This is a genomic window from Microbacterium sp. NPDC090014 (assembly GCF_044748285.1).
GTDB lineage: Bacteria > Actinomycetota > Actinomycetes > Actinomycetales > Microbacteriaceae > Microbacterium.
Genome location: NZ_JBIVFS010000001.1, coordinates 1,839,043 through 1,860,375 on the forward strand (window position 1 = coordinate 1,839,043; position 21,333 = coordinate 1,860,375).

Annotated in this window: 18 protein-coding genes; 8 read left to right on the top strand and 10 right to left on the bottom strand. The window is 68.3% G+C overall.

All coding sequences use genetic code 11. The annotated features are described in order from the left end of the window. Window positions 1-14: 14 nt before the first annotated feature. A complete protein-coding gene (locus ACIPV5_RS08655) occupies window positions 15-824 on the bottom strand; it encodes an RDD family protein (protein ID WP_053095655.1) in 810 nt (269 codons plus the stop codon). Window positions 825-840: 16 nt separating this feature from the next. Here ACIPV5_RS08655 and ACIPV5_RS08660 point away from each other — a divergent pair, with 16 nt between their 5' ends. Further along, window positions 841-1,833 (top strand): stage II sporulation protein M, encoded by a 993-nt coding sequence (locus ACIPV5_RS08660; protein WP_053095656.1) that lies wholly within the window; start codon window positions 841-843, stop codon window positions 1,831-1,833. A 10-nt stretch (window positions 1,834-1,843) separates the two neighbouring features. On the opposite strand, the gene ACIPV5_RS08665 is transcribed toward ACIPV5_RS08660, so the two are convergent. From ACIPV5_RS08665 to ACIPV5_RS08685, 5 genes are all read right to left on the bottom strand, one after another. After that, window positions 1,844-3,151 carry a DUF58 domain-containing protein gene (locus ACIPV5_RS08665; RefSeq protein ID WP_056278220.1) on the bottom strand — a complete coding sequence of 436 codons (1,308 nt, stop codon included), beginning with the start codon at window positions 3,149-3,151 and terminating at the stop codon, window positions 1,844-1,846. Further along, a complete protein-coding gene (locus ACIPV5_RS08670) occupies window positions 3,152-4,075 on the bottom strand; it encodes a MoxR family ATPase (protein ID WP_222839202.1) in 924 nt (307 codons plus the stop codon). A gap of 99 nt (window positions 4,076-4,174) precedes the next feature. Then, on the bottom strand, window positions 4,175-5,368 hold the full coding sequence (locus tag ACIPV5_RS08675) for a DUF4350 domain-containing protein (protein WP_400340757.1): 1,194 nt from the start codon (window positions 5,366-5,368) through the stop codon (window positions 4,175-4,177). Then, window positions 5,365-6,006: a DUF4129 domain-containing protein gene (locus tag ACIPV5_RS08680; protein WP_320487958.1), complete on the bottom strand. Its 642-nt coding sequence runs from the start codon at window positions 6,004-6,006 to the stop codon at window positions 5,365-5,367. Before ACIPV5_RS08680 ends, ACIPV5_RS08675 begins: the two co-directional genes overlap by 4 nt. Continuing rightward, a complete protein-coding gene (locus ACIPV5_RS08685; RefSeq protein ID WP_400340758.1) occupies window positions 6,003-7,427 on the bottom strand; it encodes a hypothetical protein in 1,425 nt (474 codons plus the stop codon). The genes ACIPV5_RS08680 and ACIPV5_RS08685 overlap by 4 nt, the downstream gene beginning before the upstream one ends. 96 nt (window positions 7,428-7,523) lie before the next feature. Here ACIPV5_RS08685 and mtrA point away from each other — a divergent pair, with 96 nt between their 5' ends. From mtrA to hpf, 5 genes are all read left to right on the top strand, one after another. Beyond that, window positions 7,524-8,204 carry an MtrAB system response regulator MtrA gene (gene mtrA / locus ACIPV5_RS08690; protein ID WP_053095661.1) on the top strand — a complete coding sequence of 227 codons (681 nt, stop codon included), beginning with the start codon at window positions 7,524-7,526 and terminating at the stop codon, window positions 8,202-8,204. 7 nt (window positions 8,205-8,211) lie between these two features. Further along, a complete protein-coding gene (gene mtrB / locus ACIPV5_RS08695; RefSeq protein ID WP_053095662.1) occupies window positions 8,212-9,888 on the top strand; it encodes an MtrAB system histidine kinase MtrB in 1,677 nt (558 codons plus the stop codon). Continuing rightward, window positions 9,885-11,603, top strand: coding sequence for a GerMN domain-containing protein (locus ACIPV5_RS08700; RefSeq protein WP_053095663.1), 1,719 nt, complete (start codon window positions 9,885-9,887; stop codon window positions 11,601-11,603). Before mtrB ends, ACIPV5_RS08700 begins: the two co-directional genes overlap by 4 nt. A gap of 109 nt (window positions 11,604-11,712) precedes the next feature. Then, window positions 11,713-12,402 (top strand): ComF family protein, encoded by a 690-nt coding sequence (locus ACIPV5_RS08705; RefSeq protein ID WP_400340760.1) that lies wholly within the window; start codon window positions 11,713-11,715, stop codon window positions 12,400-12,402. A gap of 94 nt (window positions 12,403-12,496) precedes the next feature. Then, window positions 12,497-13,153, top strand: a complete 657-nt coding sequence (gene hpf, locus ACIPV5_RS08710) for a ribosome hibernation-promoting factor, HPF/YfiA family (protein WP_053095665.1) — start codon at window positions 12,497-12,499, stop codon at window positions 13,151-13,153. A gap of 63 nt (window positions 13,154-13,216) precedes the next feature. Here the strand turns inward: hpf and ACIPV5_RS08715 are convergent, their stop codons facing one another. Then, a complete protein-coding gene (locus ACIPV5_RS08715) occupies window positions 13,217-14,554 on the bottom strand; it encodes a hypothetical protein (RefSeq protein ID WP_400340762.1) in 1,338 nt (445 codons plus the stop codon). A gap of 62 nt (window positions 14,555-14,616) precedes the next feature. Beyond that, entirely contained in the window at window positions 14,617-15,219 is a 603-nt protein-coding gene (locus ACIPV5_RS08720; protein ID WP_053095667.1) for a PadR family transcriptional regulator, read from the bottom strand. A 175-nt stretch (window positions 15,220-15,394) separates the two neighbouring features. Here ACIPV5_RS08720 and secA point away from each other — a divergent pair, with 175 nt between their 5' ends. Then, window positions 15,395-18,202, top strand: a complete 2,808-nt coding sequence (secA, locus tag ACIPV5_RS08725) for a preprotein translocase subunit SecA (protein ID WP_372984406.1) — start codon at window positions 15,395-15,397, stop codon at window positions 18,200-18,202. A gap of 67 nt (window positions 18,203-18,269) precedes the next feature. Then, a complete protein-coding gene (locus ACIPV5_RS08730; protein ID WP_053095668.1) occupies window positions 18,270-19,496 on the top strand; it encodes a pyridoxal phosphate-dependent aminotransferase in 1,227 nt (408 codons plus the stop codon). Here the strand turns inward: ACIPV5_RS08730 and ACIPV5_RS08735 are convergent. Further along, window positions 19,420-20,661, bottom strand: coding sequence for a CpaE family protein (locus ACIPV5_RS08735; RefSeq protein WP_400340765.1), 1,242 nt, complete (start codon window positions 20,659-20,661; stop codon window positions 19,420-19,422). The two genes, ACIPV5_RS08730 and ACIPV5_RS08735, sit on opposite strands and share 77 nt — an antisense overlap. After that, entirely contained in the window at window positions 20,658-21,278 is a 621-nt protein-coding gene (locus tag ACIPV5_RS08740; RefSeq protein WP_400340767.1) for a hypothetical protein, read from the bottom strand. Before ACIPV5_RS08740 ends, ACIPV5_RS08735 begins: the two co-directional genes overlap by 4 nt. Between the last annotated feature and the right edge of the window lie 55 nt (window positions 21,279-21,333).

Consider the following 21,333-nt stretch of genomic DNA (forward strand, 5'->3'; position numbering starts at 1 on the left):
AGAGACCGGTGTGCTCAGGCCCCGACGCGTCGGCCGGTGAGCTTCTCCGCTCGGCGGTCGGCGTTCTCCAGCGCTCTGCGCTCCCGCTCGCGCCGCAGCACGGTGATGCCGATGAGCGCAACCTCCGGGGCGGCCTGAGGCAGAGGCGAGACGAACGGCGATGCCTCGGTCAGGAGATCCTGCGCCACTCGGGCGCGAGCTGACGGGACCATCCGCTGAGCGCTCTGCAGGAACTGCGAGATGCGGCGCGCGAGACGGTCGGGGAGGCGCGCGACATCGGCGATCTGCGCCCAGCCGGCGAGCATCGGCGGCAGCACGGGGACGCTCGGGATCAGCTTCGGCGTGCGCACGCGCTGGCTGTAGGTGCCGGCGACCATGTCTCCCAGCCGCTGCGAGCGGGCGCTGAACGCTCCGGCGAGCACCGCGATGCTGCCCAGCGTCATGTAGATCTCGAGGACGCCGAGGAGTGCCCTGATGAACGCATGGCGGAAACCGGTCGCGCCTCCGTCGAGTCGCACGATCCGACCCCCGACGGCGAGCTTGCCCAGGCTGCGGCCCTTGAGGGCGACCTCCATGGTGATCGGCAGCACCACGAAGCTGATCACGATCGAGGCGATCAAGGCGATCGTGTCTGTCGCCTGGGTCAGGACGCCGATGTCGAGGAGCCAGATCCGCAGGAAGATCGTCGACAGGAACACCGCGAGCCCGACCAGGAGGTCGATGATCGCGCCCGCGGCTCGCAACACGAAGCCGATCGGCTGCACGTCGATCGCGACGGCCTCGCCCGAGAGGACCTCGTCGGATGCATCGAGCGCGGCGGACATGAGTACAGTAAATCAGGTGGATGCCGATGCGCTGACAGATGCACGCCGCGCCGAGTGGGAACGGCTCGACCAGCTGAGCCGTGCTCGGCTCGACGGCGCGGGCGTCGACGAGCTGATCGTCCGCTATCGCGCGGCGTCCGCGGATCTCGCTGAGCTCAAGACCTCGGTGGGGGAGTCACCTCAAGGTGCGTACCTCTCGACGATCCTCGTGCGCGCGCGGCTGCGACTCACCGGGGCGTCCGACAGCATCCTCACCCAGACCGGCCGATTCTTCTCGCTGCAGCTGCCCGCCGCGCTCTATCGACTGCGCTGGACGACGCTCGTGATCGCGGCGTCCTTCATCGCGATCGTCGTCGGGACCGCGACATGGATCTCCGCAGATCCGGCACTCCTCGCGACCCTCGGCCCGCCGGACCTGCTGGAGCAGTACGCCGACGAGAGCTTCACCGGCTACTACACCGAGAACCCGGCCGCGGTGTTCATGGGCATGGTCTGGTGGAACAACGCCTGGATCGCCCTGCAATGCGTGCTGTTCGGCATCACCGGCATCTGGCCGATCAACGTCCTCGTGCAGAACGCGATGGGGCTGGGCGTGTCGGGCGCCGTCATGGCCGCACACGACCAGGTCGATGTGATGATCCTTTACATCCTCCCGCACGGGCTCCTGGAGATGACGTCGATCTTCGTCGCGGCTGCGGCGGGTCTGCACCTGTTCTGGTCGTGGGTCGCGCCGGGACACCGTTCGAGAGGCGAGTCACTCGCGTCCGAGGGACGCTCGCTCGCGACAGTGGCGATCGGACTCGTCTTCGCGCTGTTCGTGTCCGGACTGATCGAGGGATTCGTGACGGGGTGGGCGCTGCCCTGGCCGGTCAAGATCGGCATCGGCGTCGCCGCCCTCGCCGCGTTCCTCATCTATATGCTCGTGATCGGCGGTCGAGCGTATCGCCGCGGCGAGACCGGAGACCTCGTCGAGTACGAGGCAGGTACGCCCAGGCTCCTGGCCGGCTGACTCTCCGCGTTCAGAGGCGCCCGGCGGCCTTCAGCTCCAGGTACCGGTCTGCGATCCTCGGAGGCAGCGACTCGGGGTCAGCGGCGATCGCCTCGCCTCCCGCGCGGCGCACCGCGTCGGCCACGTTCTCCGCGTCGCGCATCGTGCGTTCGGCCGCCGCAGCGAGGTAGATCTCCTCTCGAGATCCGCGCCGCGTCGTGAGATCCGCGATGCCGTCGTCGGTGACCGAACCGACGAGGATCGATGTCGACCTGCTCGCGTCGGGAAACGCACCGAGGAATCCGCGAGCCGACTCGGCCGCATCCTGAGCGGTGAGCACCACGATGAGCGACGGACGGGTCGTGAGCGTGCGCACGGCAGCGAAAGCACCCGGCCAGTCGGTGTCGACGAGACGCGCGTGCACCGGAGCCATCGCATCGGTCAGCGCCGGAAGCAGCGCTGTCCCCTCCACACCGGTCACGCGCGCCCGCACGACCCGGTCGTACATGAGCAGATGCACGTGGTCGCCCGCACGCGCGGCGAGGGCCGCGAGCAGAAGAGACGCCTCCAGGGCGGCATCGACCCTCGTGCCGTCGCCGACGCGCGCGGCGGCCGTGCGGCCGGTGTCGATGATGATCACGACGTGGCGGTCGCGCTCCGGTCGCCACGTCCTCAGCATCGTGGTGCCCGCGCGAGCGGTGGCGCGCCAGTCGATCGACCGCACGTCATCCCCTCGGACGTACTCGCGGAGCGAGTCGAACTCGGTGCCCTGACCGCGCACCTGGATGCTCGTGTTCCCGTCGAGCTCCCGCAGACGGGCGAGGCGGGAGGGGAGGTGCTTCCGCGACGAGAAGGCGGGCAGCACCCGGATGGTCCCGCGTACGAGGTGACGGGCCTGCCGGCCGGCGAGGCCGAGCGGACCGAGCGAGCGGATCATCACGAACTCGCTCGCCAGCTCGCCGCGACGTCGTGGCAGCAGGGGGATGGAGACGCGTCGCCGTTCACCCGGCGGGACGCTGAGTCGCTGACGGGCCTCACCCGCTCCGGCCGTCGGCTGCCAGGCATCGCGGATCAGCGCATGGAGCGTCCGGGGACCCTGATTCTGCAGCGCGACGCTCACGGGGACCTGCTCGCCGATGCGGGTGCGCGTCGGCACGCGCCTGGTCACGACGACGGAGCGGGGGCTCGGAGCCAGCAGCACATCGACGACGATCAGCAGGACGCAGAGCAGCACCCAGATGCCGAGGGCGGCATAGGGCGGGAAGTCCGCCAGCCCGGCGAGGACGAGCGGGACGATGCCGACGGCGACGGCAAGCGCGAGACGGCCGGTGACGAACACCTAGATCGGCACCCTGGTCTGCTGGACGACGGATGTGAGCACGGCATCCGCGGACACGCCCTCCATCTGGGCGTCCGGGCGGAGCTGCAGCCGGTGCCGCCAGACGGGGACGAGCATCGTCTGCACGTGATCCGGCGTGACGGCAGAGGATGCGTTGAGCCACGCCCATGCCTTCGCAGCGGCGAGCAGACCCGTGGAGGCGCGGGGGCTCGCGCCGAGCTCGACCGAGGGCGACTGCCTCGTGGCTCTGGCGAGGTCGACGACATAGCCGAGGACGTCATCGGTGACCTCGACGCGTCCTGCCGCATCCTGAGCCGCACGGATCTCGTCCGCGGAGACGGTCGCCTCCACGCCGGTGAGCTCGCGCGGGGAGAAGCCGGAGGCGTGCTTGCGCAGCACGGACACCTCGGCATCCCGCTCCGGCATTCCCACGACCAGCTTCATCAGGAAGCGGTCGAGCTGGGCCTCCGGCAGCGAATACGTGCCCTCGTGCTCGATCGGGTTCTGCGTCGCGGCGACGAGGAACGGGTCGGGCAGAGCTCGGCTGACACCGTCGGCGGACACCTGACGTTCTTCCATCGCCTCGAGCAGGGCTGCCTGGGTCTTCGGAGGCGTGCGGTTGATCTCGTCGGCGAGAAGGATGTTCGTGAACACCGGACCCGCACGGAAGTCGAACTCGCCCGTGCGGGCGTCGTAGACCAGCGAACCGGTGACATCTCCCGGCATGAGGTCGGGGGTGAACTGCACGCGCTTCGTGTCGAGGCCGAGCGCCCGGGCGAACGATCGCACGACCAGGGTCTTCGCCACCCCGGGCACGCCCTCGAGCAGCACATGTCCTCGCGCGAGCAGCGACACCAGCAGGCCGGTCACCGTGCCCGCCTGGCCCACGACGGCCTTGTCGACCTCCGTGCGCACGCGGTGCATGGCCTGACGCAGCTCGGCGTCGTTGAAGTTCTCAGCGGTCACGTGGTGTCCTCGGCTTCCGGTCGGATGATGGATGGACGGCGGTTCGGCGGGGGCGGTTCATTCGGATCTCCGCTCCGTGAAGGACGAGGCGTCGACGGTGCTCTCGAGTTCCTGCAGTCGGCGCGCGAGGTCGATCAGTGACGGATCGTCGACGGGTGGCGCGCCCGCGAGCAGCTCGTGCAACGAGCCACGCGGCACGCGCAGCCGGTCGGCTGCGGCATCCGCGACCTCCTCGGCACTCGCGGTGACAGCGAGGCCGAGCCTGCGCGCCAGGCGGCGCCCGCTCCCGTCTCGGATAGCTTCGCCCGCGTGCGCGGCGTCGCCGGCCTTCGCGGTCAGACGTGCGCGACCGTGCATGGTCTCCGAGGCGCGGACCGTCACCGGCAGCGTCTCGGCGACGAGCGGTCCGAAGCGCTGACCGCGCCACAGTGCTGCCGCGACGCCGGCCAGCATGAGCAGCAGGATGGCCGGTGTCACCCATCCCGGTGTGAGCGACCCGAGGGTGTCCTCGGTCTCACCCTCGATGTCCGTGTCGCCGAAACTGGGCACGTACCAGACGACGCGCTCGGTCTGTCCGAGCAGCGCGAGCGCGAGTGCGGCGTTGCCGTCATCCGCGAGATAGGCGTTGCTGAAGAGGCGCGCACCCTCGACGACGACATGCGTGGCTCCGTCGCTCTCATCGATGAGCACGGCCGCCGCGTCGTCGTCGCCGAAGCATCCCTCCACGCCGTCGGCGGGCGTGAACAGCCGATCAGGACGGATCGAGCCGACGTCCGCGAACTCGGGTGCGTCGCAGTCCGCCTGCACCGGGGTGAAATCCGGGGTGGCGTTGTCGCCGATCCGCAAGAGGCTCAGCAGGTGCGTACTGCTCGACAGGAAGACCACCCGGTCGGCGGGCTCGATGAGCTCGGTGATCGCCTCGTCGGAGAGCGTGTACGGATTCGCCATCACGAGCGTGGCGTCGTCATCGAGCGCTTGGCGTGCCTCGGTGCGCGAACGGAAGACCGAGACCTCGACACCGTTCTCCTGCAGGATCTGCGCGATGGCCATGGCACCCGAGTCGCTCACGCTCTCGGGATCGAGCGAACCCCGCTGATCGGGCATGCGCACACCGACCTGAATTGCGACGAAGACGCCGCCGAGGACGAGCGCCACGATGATCAGCCATCCGAGCAGAGCTCGCGACCGTCGGCCTCGAGGCGCGCGTTCGGCGGTCGACGCGGGGACGTCCCGCTGCTCGAGAACGCTCACGCGGTCACTGCTTCCGGGCGCAGGGCACTGAGACGGTCGTCTGTCGCTGCGAGCTCCGCGTAGCGATCAGCGGTCGCGGGATGCCGCAGATAGCGCACGTCATCGAAGAACACGGCGGCCTGGCGGACGGGCGTCGTCTCCGCAGGAAACACGACAGAGACCTCGCGCGCGATCGCCTGGGCCGTCGCGCCGGGGGACGGCTCGATGAGGTCGCGCTCGAGGAGTCCTCTCGCCAGCGCGCGGAACCGCAGGACCGTCGCCTCGTCCCAGTCCGCCGCTCGCGCGGCGCGGTCGGCATCCGCACGCAGCTGGGCCGCCGAGCGGTCATCCTCGGCGCCGAGAAGCCCGGCACCCGGCCGACGGATCGCCTGGGAGCGGCGAGGGCGACCCCAGATGATGAGGGCCGCCACAAGAGCGCCGAAGACGATGACGCTGACGATGATCAGTGCAGACGGCCCGACGCTGGCGCCGTTGTCGGAGCTGAACAGATCGGCGAGGAACCGGCCGATGTCACGCGCGACGAGATCGAACCACGTGGGCTTCGCATCGGCATATCGCGGGTCGGAGAGCTCCTGCTCGGCCCACTGTCTCGCCTCGTCTCCGTCAGGCACCAGCACATCGTCCAGCGGGCGGATCATGCAGATCCTTCGCTGCCCGCTCCGGGGGCCGCCCAGGTGGAGTCGTCCGCGGGCGCCGAGGATGCCGGGGGAGCGGTGGGCGCCGGTGCCGGCCGATACGCCGGTGGCTGAGGCGGGGCGGTCGCAGCCGGCGACGCGTACGGCGGCTGTGGCGGGGCAGGCTGAGTCGGGTACCCGTACTGCTGCCCGGGGTACGGCTGTGCCGGGTATGGCTGTGCCGGGTACGGCTGTGCCGGGTACTGCTGCCCGGGGTACTGCTGCCCGGGGTACGGCTGCCCTCCATACGGCTGCGCCTCATAGCTGGCCGGCGTCATCGTCGCCCATTCGGGCACCTGCTTGGGCGGCGGTGCACTCGAGACGGCGCGCGTGGCGTCGACGACGAAGGGGTCGCCGAGCTGTTCCTCCGTCCACCCCAGGTCGCGTCGCTCGACATGACTGATCAGCGCCTGGTCGAGACCCTCGTAGCGCATCCGACTGTCGAGATACACGAGGGTGCCTGCGGTGCTCTGCACCACGAGCGTGATGGCCTGTAGCACGAGGAGCAGGATCTGCGGGGCGAGGAGGGCGAAGACGAACCCCATGATCGCGGCAGTGTCCGCAGAGCCGGTCGGGGCGATGACCGATCCGAGCATCGAGCTCAGCAGCGACACGGGGAGATTCACGAGCTGCATCGCGGCACCCATGATCGCGCCGATCAGGAAGGTGACTCCCCAGGCGATCCAGAAGCGACCGCGGGTGAGTCGCCACGAGCGCACGAGCGCATCGCGGAGCTTCGCGCGCTCGAGGACGAGGATGGACGGCACCAGCAGCAGCTTGGTCGTCAGCCAGACCAGGAGGGGGATCGTCGTGAGCAGGACGAGCAGCACGAGGATGACGACGCCGCCGATGGCCTCAGCGGATCCGCCGAGCCCGCTGGCGACGAAGCCGGCGACGATGACGAAGAGGATGACGATCACACCGAAGATGAAGATGACCGAGAGCGAAGCGAAGGCGGCCAGCCGCCAGAACGACGGGGTCATCTTGCGCCAGAGGGTCTTCAGCGTGGCCTTCACCCCGATCGCGGCGTAGCCGATCTCGGCTGCGACGACGCCCTGCATCAGAGCGGTGAAAGCGACGGACGCGAGACCGACGGAGATGCCCGCGACGATGTTCATCGCGATCGTTCCGGCGAACACGGCCTCGAAGTCCGGGGAGGAGGGAGAGAGCGACTCGAGCCGCGTGAACGTCGTGACGAACACGAAGCCCATCACCGTGGCGCTGAGCACCACGACCGCGAGCTGGATGACGACTCCGAAGCCGAAGAGGACCTTGGGGTTGTGGCGCAGTGCGACGAACGACTTGCTCAACAGCATCCCGAACGTCAGCGGATGCAGGGGGATGATGCCCTTCTTCGGGGCAGGGGTCCATGTCTGGCCGCTCACCGGCACTCCCTCCGTCGTGCGCTCCCATCGTGTCACATGACCCGTCGGGCGCGTAGACAGGAGGACCGTGGTACTGAGTGCCATAAGGTAACAGTTATGACCTCACGCATTCTTGTGGTCGACGACGACACCGCGCTCGCCGAGATGATCGGCATCGTGCTGCGCACGGAAGGTTTCGAGCCGGTGTTCTGCGCCGACGGTGCGCGGGCGGTCGACGAGTGGCGCGCACAGCGTCCCGATCTCGTGCTGCTCGACCTGATGCTGCCCGGGATGGACGGCATCGAGATCTGCACGCGCATCCGCGCCGAATCCGGAGTCCCCGTCATCATGCTCACCGCCCGCAGCGACACCGCTGATGTGGTCAGAGGACTCGAGGTCGGAGCCGACGACTACATCGTCAAGCCCTTCAACCCGAAGGAGCTCGTCGCTCGTATCAGAACCCGACTGCGGCCCACGTCGCAGAACGTGGGGGAGCAGCTGCGCGTGGGAGACCTCACCGTCGACGTCGACGCCCATGAGGTGCGCCGCGGCACGGCTCCGATCGCTCTCACGCCCCTGGAGTTCCAACTGCTCGTCGCGCTCGCGTCGAAGCCCCAGCAGGTGTTCTCGAGGGAGATGCTGCTCGAGCAGGTGTGGGGCTACCACTACAAGGCCGATACGCGGCTGGTCAACGTGCACGTGCAGCGTCTGCGGGCGAAGGTCGAACTCGACCCGGACAACCCCAAGATCGTCATGACGGTACGGGGCGTCGGCTACCGTGCCGGGAGCGCGGGCTAGGCCCACGATGGCCGCGACCACAGCGACCACCACGGCGGTCGCTGTCATCCGCGACTGGCGTGGCTGGCCGACCGTCGTCCAGGCGTTGTGGCGCAGTTCTCTGCGATTCCGGACGCTCACGATCACGCTTCTGCTGACGTCCACCGCGATCCTGATCACCTGCGTGACGATGGCGCTGGTGATCCAGAACGATCTGTTCGAATCCCGCAAGAACGAGGCGCTCGAAGACGCGGCCCGCTCGGTGAACCAGGCGCAGGCGACCCTGGACGCGACGGCGCTGGGCGATGACCCGGCAGCCCTGCCGGAGCTGTGGGACAGCGTGCAGGAGGACCTCGGACGCAATTCGACGGCCGAAGGTCTTGCCGGATTCCGCATGGAGGTCGACCCCGACGTCCCGCTCAACGGCTTCACCGCCGGGCTGAGCGACAATCTGATCACCTCGGGCCTCAGGAACAGGGTGGTCGAGTTCGACGACTGGCAGTCCTGGCAGTCCGTATCACTCGAGGTCGGCGGCCGAGCTGTGCCCGGGATCATCGTGGGGCAGCAGCTGCGGGTTCCCGAGGCGGGGCCGTTCGAGATCTACTTCGCGTACGACCTCGCGGATGCGGACAACACTCTCACCTTCGTGCAGCGCACCCTGTGGGTCGCCGGCATAGGTCTGGTGGCGATCGTCGCCGCGATCTCCTTCATCGTTCTCCGCACCGTGTCGACGCCGATCGTCGAGGCTGCCGAGACGAGCGCACGTCTGGCCTCGGGCGACCTCGGGGTCCGCATCGACGTGCACGGGGAAGACGAGATCGCGACCCTGGGACGCTCCTTCAACGCCATGGCCGACAGCATCGAATCCCAGATCAAGGAGCTCGGCGAACTGTCACTCGTGCAGCAGCGCTTCGTGTCAGATGTGTCGCATGAGCTGCGGACTCCGCTCACCACGATCCGCCTCGCCGCCGACATGCTGAACGATCAGCGGGAGGAGTTCGATCCGACGACCGCTCGCACCACCGAGCTCCTGCACACGCAGGTGCAGCGGTTCGAGACGCTGCTGTCGGATCTGCTCGAGATCAGCCGCTACGACGCAGGCTCCGTGCAGCTCGAGCTCGAGGCGACGAGCCTCGCGCATCTGGCAGAGGACATCATCGAGCAGATGCGTCCTCTCGCCGACGATCGCGGCAGCGAGCTGAGGCTCGTCGCCCCCGGCGGTTATTCGCCGGTCGACATGGATCCTCGGCGGGTGCGACGAGTGCTGCGCAACCTGATCGGCAATGCGATCGAGCACGGCGAGGGCCGGCCGATCGTGGTCACCGTCGACAGCAATCAGCATGCGGTCGCCGCCGGCGTCCGCGACTTCGGGCTCGGCATGGACCCGGCGGATGCCGAGCGGGTGTTCGACCGATTCTGGCGCGCTGATCCCTCCCGCCAGCGCACTCTCGGGGGCACGGGGCTCGGACTGTCGATCGCGCTGGGCGATGCGACTCTCCACGGCGGATCGCTCGCGGTGTGGTCCGAACTCGGCGTCGGGACGAACTTCGTTCTGACCCTGCCTCGCCGTGGCGATGCGACGGATGGGCCTTCGCCCATCCCGATCGAGCCGCAGGAGCCGCTCGCCGAACTCGGCGATGCCACGCAGCCGATCCAGCTCGCCGATGTCCCGGCGGAGCTCTTCGATCGAGGGAGCATCGAATGACCGCGCGGACTCGGCGCGCGCTGCGTGGTCTCGTGATCGCGGCGACCGTGCTCATCCTGTCAGCGTGCACAGGTCTTCCGACCAGCGGAGACGCACAGCCGGGAAAGCCTCTCGGGGCGTCCCCCGAGGGGCAGGACTTCCTCCCGCTCGCTTCGGGTCCAGTGGACGGCGCGGGGCCTGCGGCGATCGTCGAAGGCTTCATGGAGGCCGCGATCACCCCGGCCGACAACTGGAACACCGCTCGCAGCTTTCTCACCCCGGAGCTCGCATCGACCTGGCGTCCGAACACCGGCGTGTCGATCGATGTGAGCTCGGCGACCCGCTCGTTCAGCTCGAATGTCGACGAAGACGACGATGCCGATGACGGCGACACGGCCGACGTGAGGGTCGCCTTCGATCAGGTCGCCAGCGTCGACGCGACCGGAGCGTACTCCGAGGCGTTCGGCGCCTCGAACTCGGCCTTCGTGGTCGAACTCACAGACGGCCAGTGGCGGATCGCCGAGGCTCCGGACGGCGTGGTGATCGACGAATCCAGGTTCTCGCGCGTGTACGACGACTACGCGCTGCAGTACTTCGATCAGACGTGGGAACGACTCGTGCCCGATGTGCGCTGGTTCCCTCGACGCGCCACGGTGGCGACGACCATCGCGCAGTCGCTGATCGGCGGCGCGCCCAGCCCCTGGCTCGATCCGGCCGTGCAGAGCGCGTTCCCGCAGGAGGTGCAGCTCGCACGGGACTCCGTGCCGATCGACCCCGACCAGATCGCCGACGTCGCCCTGAACCGGGCGGCGCTGGGCCTCGACCCGACCACCCTCGCGCGCATGCGCACTCAGCTCCAGGCGACCCTGACCGCCGGGGGCGTGCAGATCGACCAGGTGCGCTTCACGGTCGACGGCCGCACACTGGAGGCCGGGGTCGTCGAGGTCGTGACGGACAAGGCCGATCCGGGCAGCCTCGTGCTGAAGGACGGGACTTTCGGCATGCTGGTCGGTGGAGAGATCACGCCGATCCCCGGCGTCTCGGACCAGATCGTGAACGCGGGTCAGCCCGTCACAGCGGTCGACGTGTCGGTCGACAGCTCCCACGCGGCCGTGCAGCTCATCGACGGGCACGTGTGGCTCGCAGGTGAAGGCAGCTTCAACGAGCTGGACGACCGCCCATCGCTGGTGCGGCCGTCCATGGATCCCTACGACTACACGTGGTCGGTCCCGTCTAACGCACCGGCGGCTCTGCAGGCGATCGGCAGCGATGTCGCTCCTCAGAGCATCGCGGGCGCGTGGCCAGAGGCCTCCTCCGTATCCGCCATCCGCGTCTCGGCGGACGGGGCCCGTGTCGCCGCGGCCGTCGTGATCGGGGGCGAGCGCTGGATCGTCGTGTCATCGGTGATCCGCGATGAGGCCGGGCTTCCGACCGAGCTCGGGCCCACCGAGCCGCTGGCGCAGCTCGACGGCGGCGCCATCGGCCTCGTCTGGCTGGGCGCGGATCGTCTCGGACTGCTGACGGATCCCGCAGACCGGATGGTCGTCACGCAGGTGGTAGGAGGGCCTGGCACGTCAGAGGTGGCTCCGACCGGCGCGGTGTCCCTGGCGGGTGCGCGCGCAGCCACCGGTCTGCGAGTGCTGGGCGCGGACGGCGCCGTGTTCGCCCGTGCGGGCTCGGCATGGAGCGAGTCGATCAGCGGAGTCTCACTTCTCGCGACGCGTGCGGGGCACTGAGCGCGACTGTCCCTGCACGGCCGTCCGACATCGACTGACAGTCCATGACGGCCGCGTTCCGCGCAGCCTCTGCAGCCCCGGCGCCGGATTGTTGCGAGAGCATCGACGGATGTCACCGCATCCACCGGCCCGCGCCGTAGGACTCGAGATACTCGCCCTTCTGCTCGCGGCGACCTGCGCGGGGTGCGACCGGCCCGAGACGCTGCTCTGCGGCTCGTGCCGACAGAGCATCCGACCGGAGCCGCTCGTCCGCCGCACGCCCGCCGGACTGGAGGTCCGAGCGGCGATGCCCTTCGAGTCGGTCGCGGCGCGATGCATCCGCAGGATGAAGGACGACGGCGAGACGCTGCTCGCTCGCCCGTTCGGATCGGCGCTGGGGGAGGTGGTCGACGTGCTCGAGGCACGCGCGGATACCGATCGACCGCTCCACCTCGTGCCGATCCCGACATCGGTGGCCGCCTTTCGACGGCGCGGCTACCGGGTGCCCGAGCTGCTGATCCGGCGGGCGGGTCGGCTTCCCGACCGGTTGCTCGTTCTGCGGGGTCGGCGCACGGATCAGCGAGGCCTCGATTCCGTGAGCCGAGCGGAGAACGTCCGCGGGAGCATGCGAGCGCGACGTGTGCTCGAGGGGGAGACCGTCGTGCTCGTCGACGACGTGGTCACGACGGGTGCGACGTTCGATGAGGCGGCTCGCGCGCTGAAAGACGCGGGCGCCCATGTCCTGGCAGCGGTCGCGCTCGCCGCCACGCCGCGTCACAGCGAACGGAATGTGAACGCATCGGGGACACGCAGCAACTGACCCGTGACATCCGAGGTCAGGCCGACTACCGTTGGGGGTCACAAGGCGACCACGGTCCGCCCTTGGCCGGGAGGACCGGGACAAGGAGGCAGCAATGGAAACGAGCATCGTTGGCGTCGGGGTGGGTATCACCGATCGATTCCGAGCCGTTGTCGAAGAGAAGATCGCCAAGATCCAGACGTTCGCGTCCCGTGCGCAACGGCTGGATGTCAAGGTCACCCACCGGGTGTACCGCAACGGTCACGTGCCGGACGAGACCGTGGAGCTCACGCTCGTCAGCAAGGGCCCCGTCGTGCGCGCTGAAGCCACGGACGGAGACAAGTTCGTCGCACTCGACATGGCCGTCGACAAGATGGCCGAGCAGCTTCGTCGAGCGAAGGAGAAGCGAGTCGACGGACGTCAGCACCCACGCGGGGCGCACTTCGAGAAGGAGAGCGGAGCGCTGGAGGGCATCGATGTCCAGCCGGCATCCGTGGATGTCCTGCGGGCCGTCGCGACCGGCAACGTGCCGATCCAGAACGAGGACGACGAGGTCTACTCACCGGTGGTCATCCGCACCAAGAACTTCGGAGCGGAATGGATGACCGTCGAAGAGGCCGTCGACCGGATGGAGTTGGTCGGGCACGATTTCTTCCTGTTCGTGGACGTGCGCACCGACCACCCGAGCGTCGTCTACCGACGCAAGGGCTGGGATTACGGTGTGATCGCTCTCGAGACGCAGGCTCCGCCCACTGAGGCGCTCGCCTCCTGAGGCTGAGACGACGACGGCCCGGCTCCAGAGGGAGCCGGGCCGTCGTCGCGTTGTGCGACGGCGTCAGTCGAAGATGCCGTCGAGGATGCTGCCGATGACGAGACCGCCGAGGATGCCCGAGGCGACGTCGCCGCCACCGCCGCGTCGGCCCCCGCCGCTCCAGCCGCCGCCGCCCCAGCCGTTTCCGCCGCCCCAGCCCTGATCCTGCGGCCGTGAGGAATCGATGTCGCGCTGGGCGAGCTGCAGGGCCTCAGAAGCCAGGTGTGCGACGCGTCGTGCACTGGTCAGAGCCTCGTCGCGCGTCTCTTCCGCCGGAAGCAGATCCGACAGATCGACCCGCAGCCTCTCGGCCTCGGCGAGGCGCGTGCGCGCGTCGGCGCCGATCCAGCCGCGGTGCCCGGCGATGAGTCCGCGGGCGACGCCGAGCTGGCGGTCGGCATCATCGATCGCATGCTGCACCTGCTGGATGCTGGGCAGCGGGTGCGCCTCGCGGTGCCGAGCGGTGGCGATCGCGTCGTCGAGAGCCGTGTTCGCGTCGCGCAGCTGCGACAGCTCGGCGAAGGGATCTCCGGGGGTCCCCGCGGGCGACAGGGCGCTCAGCGCGTCCTGGAGCGCGGAGACGGCGACCGCGACGGCCGGCACCTGGGGTGCGGTGCGCGCGGCGATGAGGTCGTTGCGTGAATCAGCGACGACCTCGGCAAGGGTCGACTCCGCTCGCAGCGCTTCGATCTCGAAGTCCTCCACGGCGTCGAGAAGCGCGGAAGCACGACGCGTGGCCTCGGTGGCGGTCTCCAGTGCGAGGTTCGCCTCCTCGTTCTGCTTCGCCGCGCGGCGACGCTCTGAGACGGCCGCGCCGTGCGTTGCGAACGCGATCAGCTGCTCTGCTTCGGCGGCGCTCGCCGTGATCTGGTGCATCGCCGAGTCCGAGTAACGCGCGGAGAGGCGCGCGACGGTCTCGTTCGTGTGCGGGATCCGTGCGCTCAGCGCCTCGGCATCGGCACGCACCTGGGCGATGATCTCGGGTGCGCGACGCACCTTCGAGATCGATGCCGCGAGATCCGACGTCTTCTCGTCGAGCAGATCCTGCGCCCAATCGCACAGCTGGATGATCCGCGCGTTGCGGGTGCGGAGCTCCTCAGGCGTGTCGGGAATCTCATCGTGGTTGAGCTGGTGGAGCTGAAATGCCTCGCGCAGATGCGTGCGCACCGCAGCGAGCGCCTTCTTCAGGTCGCGAGTCAGCTGCTCCCCGAGTTCGGCCTCCGCGAACGCCAGCTCGTCGGACGTGCTCCTGATGCGCTCGTCCGCCGAGACGAGTGCCTGCTCAGCGCGGCGAGCCAGGTCGGCGTCCTGTGCGGCCAGCTCTTCCTGCTCGCGCTTGCGTCTGCCCCATATTCCAGCCATAGGACTGATCCTAGTTTCCCGGGCGACGCCGCTGGCTGTGCATACGCTTGGGGCGAAACCCGTCAGACGAGTGCCGCCACGTCTGCCCTCGACGGCCTGCCACGTTTGGGTCGATCGGTCGTCAACTCGAGAGCGAGGGCGTGGACAGGGTGCTGGGCGAGCCGGGTCTGCACATGGTCGAGCCAGCGGACCTCGGCCTCCGCCGTGAAGATCATCGAATCGACGACGAGCGACCACGCGAGCCCCTCGGGGCTGTCGTCCTCGCGCGTCGCCCTCGTCGCGGTGAGATCTGCGAGATGCTCTTCCGACGCCGCGCGCTGGGCCGCGATGACTCGGGCGGCGTCCGCGCCGGGGAGGGTTGCCGCCACAGCCAGCTTGATGGCGAGCTCGTTGCGCGTCGCCTGGCTTCGTGGCGCGGGAGACGCGAGCCAGCGGTCCACCTCGGACGCGCCGGTGGCCGTGATCTCCCAGTAGACGTGGCCGTGCTCGTCCGCTGCACCGCGAGCGACGAGCCCGTCACGCTCGAGGCGCTCGAGCGTGTTGTAGATCTGACCGACGTTGAGCGGCCATACCGAGCCCGTGCGGCGGTCGAACTCGTGCCGCAACTGGTAGCCGTAGCAGGGGCCCTGAGCGAGGATCGCGAGCAGACTCTGTCGGACCGACATATGGACCTCCCGGTGTCGTGGACCAATATATACATACTCGGAAACGCGTTGGAGGCACGCCATGCAGATGACGTGCAGACGACGTGCAGGTCACGGACCGGTAACATGACAAGGTATGCCTGGCACGCGCCCGACACGCGGCGCCGCCGGAACCATCGACAGGGAGATGACATCTGTGGCCAATCCTCTTGAGAAGCTGCTGCGCGCTGGAGAAGGGCGGGTCATCCGACGCCTGAACCAGGTGGTCAAGGCCGTGAACGCGCTGGAAGAGGACATCTCCAAGCTCACGGACGACGAACTTCGCAACGAGACCACCGAGCTGCGTGAGCGGTTCGCGAAGGGCGAGTCGCTCGATCAGCTCATGCCCGAGGCGTTCGCCGCCGTGCGCGAAGCGGCGAAGCGCACCCTCGGTATGCGCGCGTACGACGTGCAGATCATGGGTGGTGCTGCTCTCCACCTCGGCAACATCGCAGAGATGAAGACCGGTGAGGGCAAGACCCTGGTCGCCACCTTCCCGGCGTACCTCAATGCGATCGCGGGCGAGGGCGTCCACGTGATCACGGTCAACGACTTCCTCGCGAGCTATCAGGCAGAGCTCATGGGGCGCGTGTACCGGGCCCTCGGCATGTCGACGGGAATCATCGTCTCGGGCCAGACCCCGGCTGTGCGCCGCGAGCAGTATGCGTCCGACATCACCTACGGCACGAACAACGAGTTCGGCTTCGACTACCTCCGCGACAACATGGCGTGGCGCAAGGAAGACCTCGTCCAGCGCGAGCACTACTTCGCGATCGTCGACGAGGTCGACTCCATCCTGATCGATGAGGCGCGCACGCCGCTGATCATCTCAGGACCGTCTTCCGGTGAGGCGAACCGCTGGTTCGCGGAGTTCGCGAAGATCGCGCGCACCCTCGAGGCGGGCGTCGACTACGAGGTCGACGAGAAGAAGCGCACCGTCGGCGTTCTCGAACCCGGCATCGAGAAGGTCGAGGACTACCTTGGCATCGACAACCTGTACGAGTCCGCGAACACGCCGCTGATCTCGTTCCTCAACAACTCGATCAAGGCCCTCGCCCTGTTCAAGAAGGACACCGACTACGTCGTCATGAACGACGAGGTCATGATCGTCGACGAGCACACCGGTCGCATCCTGGTGGGACGTCGCTACAACGAGGGCATCCACCAGGCCATCGAGGCGAAGGAGGCCGTGCCGGTCAAGGCCGAGAACCAGACTCTCGCCACGGTCACGCTTCAGAACTACTTCCGCCTTTATGACAAGCTCGCCGGCATGACCGGTACCGCCGAGACCGAAGCGGCCGAGTTCATGTCGACCTACAAGCTCGGTGTCATCCCCATCCCGACGAACCGTCCGATGATCCGCAAGGACCAGTCCGACCTCGTCTACAAGAACGAGACCGCCAAGTTCACGCAGGTGGTCGAGGACATCGCCGAGCGTCACGCGCAGGGGCAGCCGGTGCTCGTGGGCACCGTGAGCGTCGAGAAGAGCGAGTACCTGTCGCGGCTCCTCGCGAAGAAGGGCGTCAAGCACGAGGTCCTCAACGCGAAGAACCACGCGCGCGAGGCCGAGATCGTCGCTCGCGCAGGGCGCCTCGGCGCCGTGACCGTCGCCACCAACATGGCCGGTCGTGGAACCGACATCATGCTCGGCGGCAACGCCGAGTTCCTCGCCGTGCAGGAGCTCAAGGGCAAGGGACTCGACCCCGTCGAGACGCCCGAGGAGTACGAGATCGCGTGGGACGAGACGTACGAGGCGATGAAGTCCATCGTGTCCGAAGAGGCCGAGAAGGTCATCGAGGCCGGTGGGCTCTATGTCCTGGGCACGGAGCGCCACGAGTCGCGCCGCATCGACAACCAGCTGCGCGGTCGCTCGGGCCGTCAGGGCGACCCCGGCGAGAGCCGTTTCTATCTGAGCCTCACCGACGATCTCATGCGCCTGTTCCAGTCGGGCGCCGCCGAGGCGATCCTCGCGCGCACCAACTTCCCCGACGACGTCCCGATCGAGTCGGGCCTGGTGTCGCGGGCGATCCGCAGCGCTCAGTCGCAGGTCGAGTCGCGCAACGCCGAGATGCGCAAGAACGTCCTCAAGTACGACGACGTCCTGAACCGTCAGCGCGAGGCGATCTACGCCGACCGCCGCCACATCCTGCAGGGCGATGACATCGCCGACCGCGTCCAGCACTTCATCGAGGACGCGATCAGTGGAGTGGTGCGCGATCACACCGGCGAGGGTCACAACGAGAGCTGGGACTTCGACGCACTCTGGACCGAGCTCAAGACGCTGTACCCGGTGAGCGTGACCATCGACGAGGTCGTGTCCGAGGCTGCCGGCCGCAAGGGTGGCATCACCGCAGAGGGTCTGACCCGCGAGCTGCTGTCGGACGCGAAGATCGCATACGAGACCCGTGAGGAGTCGCTCGGAGAAGCGGCGACCCGTGAGCTCGAACGACGCGTGGTGCTGCAGGTGCTCGATCGCCGCTGGCGCGACCACCTCTACGAGATGGACTACCTCAAGGACGGCATCGGTCTCCGTGCGATGGCGCAGCGCGACCCGCTCATCGAGTACCAGCGCGAGGGCTACGCGATGTTCCAGTCGATGATGGGGCAGATCAAGGAGGAGTCGGTCGGCTACCTCTACAATCTCGAGGTCGAGGTGCGTCGGGCGGGCGATTCGCAGACGGCCGAGGTCGAGGCGAAGGGCCTCGCCGAAGACGGTGGAGACCAGCGGCTCGAGTACTCTGCCGCGAACGACGCCGGCGAGGTCGAGGTCCGCAACGACCGCGGTCAGGTTCAGCAGGCCGCGACCGAGAAGCTTCGTCAGGCAGCGGCCGCGCGTCAGGCGCCCGCCGAGGAGGCCGAGTCGGCTGAGGCTCCGCGCGGCGCGTTCGGGCAGCGCACCGAGGGCTCGGCAGCTCCCGCGGGCAACCGCGAGCAGCGGCGGGCGCAGGGCAAGAAGAAGAAGTAGCAGAGCGCATGACGAGGGGCCGGTCCGTGGGGATCGGCCCCTCGTCGCGTCATTGTAGGCTTGCTCAATGACACCAACGCGCCACTTCGACCAGTCGTCGAAGCTCAAGAACGTCCTGTACGAGATCCGTGGAAACACGCTCGTCGAGGCGGCGCGGCTCGAGGCCGAGGGACATCGGATCCTCAAGCTCAACACGGGCAACCCCGCCATCTTCGGCTTCGAGGCACCCCACCAGATCGTGCACGACATGCTGGCCGCGCTTCCGACTGCTCACGGGTACAGCGACAGCAAGGGGATCATCTCGGCACGGCGAGCAGTCGTCAGCCGGTACGAGGAGATCCCCGGGTTCCCGCGATTCGATCCCGAGGATGTCTTCCTCGGCAACGGCGTCTCCGAGCTCATCACGATGACGATGCAGGCTCTTCTCGACGAGGGCGATGAGGTGCTCATCCCGGCACCCGACTACCCGCTGTGGACCGCCATGACGAGTCTTGCTGACGGCACCCCGGTCCATTACCTGTGCGATGAGGACAACGGATGGCAGCCCGACCTCGAGGACATCCGATCCAAGATCACTCCGCGCACCAAAGCTCTCGTCATCATCAACCCCAACAACCCGACCGGCGTGGTCTACTCACGCGAAGTTCTCGAGGGCATGGTGCAGATCGCCCGTGAGAACCAGCTGCTGCTGCTTTCCGACGAGATCTACGATCGCATCCTGTTCGATGATGCGGTGCACATCCCGACGGCGACCCTGGCGCCGGACCTGCTGTGTCTGACGTTCAACGGGCTCTCGAAGACATACCGGGTCGCCGGCTTCCGGTCCGGGTGGCTCGTGATCACCGGGCCGCAGGACCACGCGAAGGGGTTCCTCGAGGGGATCAACCTGCTCGCCTCGACGCGTCTCTGCCCGAACGTCCCCGCCCAGTACGCGGTTCAGGCGGCTCTCGGCGGAGTGCAGTCCATCGACTCGCTGATCGCGCCGACCGGGCGCCTGCATGAGCAGCGTGACATCGCCTGGAAGGGACTCGAATCGATCCCCGGTGTCTCGTGCGTCAAGCCCGTCGGCGCGTTGTACGCCTTCCCGCGTCTGGACCCGAACGTCCACGAGATCAGGGACGACGCGAAGCTGGTCTACGACCTGCTGGTCTCCGAACACATCCTCCTCGTGCAGGGAACCGGCTTCAACTGGCCGACCCCCGACCACCTCCGACTGGTCACGCTCCCCGAGCCCCGCGTGCTCGCAGAAGCCGTCGAGCGCCTCGGGAACTTCCTCTCGAGCTACCGCCAGTAGGCGGCTCTGCTGATGTGGAGACGAGAGTCTCCACGACGCGGCGCACGCCGGCGACGAGGGACGAGCGCGGAGTGAGGTCCGCCATCGGTCGCGCGTGCAGGAGTGCGGCGTCGGCGGCCCGCTGATCGAAAGGGAGGAACGCGACGTCCGTGATGCCGGCGAACCTTTCGAGCGTGCGCCGGATCTGACCTCGGGCATCCACGCCCAGGGGGCCGGGGCGCACGCGGTTCACCACCACTCTGATGGGCGTCCGGGTCGTGAGCCGTCGTAGCTCGGCATGCTCCCTGATGAACCTGCTCATGCCGAGCGGGTCGGCCGCCGCGATGGCGATGACCACGTCTGCCTCCTGCAGCGCGGCAACTGTGGCTGCGTGGCGACGCGGGCCAGCGAGGTCGTACGTCGCCTCATCGTCGGCGTCGAAGGCGCTCGCGACGTCGACGACGGTCTCCTCTGCCCAGCTGCGGCATGCGCGCAGCGTCGCCTCCAATCGACGTGCGCCGAGTTCCGGCCAGCGCCCAGGGCGATTGATGCCCCCGAGGACCTCGATCTCTCCTGCGCTCGTGTCGAGGACGGTCGCCAGCCGTGTGAGTTCTGCCGAGTCGAGTGCGCCGAGTTCTGCCCGACGGCACGCGGCGGCGATCCCGGGTGCATCATCGCTGAGTCCCAGCAGCAGCGCGAGGGAGGGAGCGACGGTGTCGGCATCCACCAGGGCAGTGCGGCGTCCTGCCCTGGACAGCTCGACGGCGAGCTGGATCGCGACGGTCGATCGTCCCGGCGCACCGGACGGACCCCAGACCACCGTGACACGACGCGGAGATTGCGCGATTCGCTCGACGGAGCCCGCAAGGTCGGCGGTGAGCGCTGCAGCGATCTCCCAGCCGCGCGCTTCTGTCGGGAGTGCGGCCGCGAGGCCGTAGCGCCCGAGCAGTCTGCTGTCGCCGTCGCCGAGCGGCAGGATCCGCACCCCTGCCCTGTCGCAGTCGGCGACGAGCGCGGGCGTCAGCACCGCGCGGCTGGCGGGAACGATGACGGCATCGACGCCGTCGGGCAGGGGCAGGATCCTGCTCGGCGCGACGACGGAAACCACGCTGATGCCTTCGAGCTCGAGTTCCTCGGCCAGGGTGCGCGCACGGGAATCGGGTAGGGCGATGATTACCGACGTCACGAGGTCGAGCCGATCGGCACGACGGACAGGACAGAGCCGCCGGTGATCGCGGACAGCACATCGGCGACATCCGCTCGGTCGATCACGATCTCAGCCGTGGTGCCGTCGGCGGCGAGCATTCCTTCGGTCTTCATCACCGATGTGACGATCGCATCGGCGACGAGGATGCGCGGCGTCCCCGGGAGGGCGCCTTCGTCCACCGGAGGAGATTGCCAGAGTTCGATGATGCTCCCGGCGCCCACATCGGCCGGGATGCCGGTGCTGCTCTCGACGACGATCGTGGTGGTTCTGTTCGCATCCGCGTCCTCGGCGGCAGAAGTCGGCATCAGCTCGCCGTCGACGACCGTCCGGGACGCGATCTGACCGGGCCGAAGGTCTTGGGGCGCGAGGTAGCGATCCGAGACGGCGCCGAGTCCCACGTCCACCACCTGGAAGTCACCGGAGACGAGCGCTTCGCCGAGCGGTATCGTTCGCGTCGCCTGGAGTACCGGTGTCGTGGCGCCGGAGGAGGAGACGACGGCCCACACGCCGGCGACAGACAGCGCGACCACGGCGATGCCGATCAGGAAGCGGGCGTCACCCCAGACGGCACGCCGTGAACGGGAGAACTTGCTCATGGCGACATGGTCACAGAAATCGCCGCGGCTGCTCGAGACTTATCCACAGCATCGG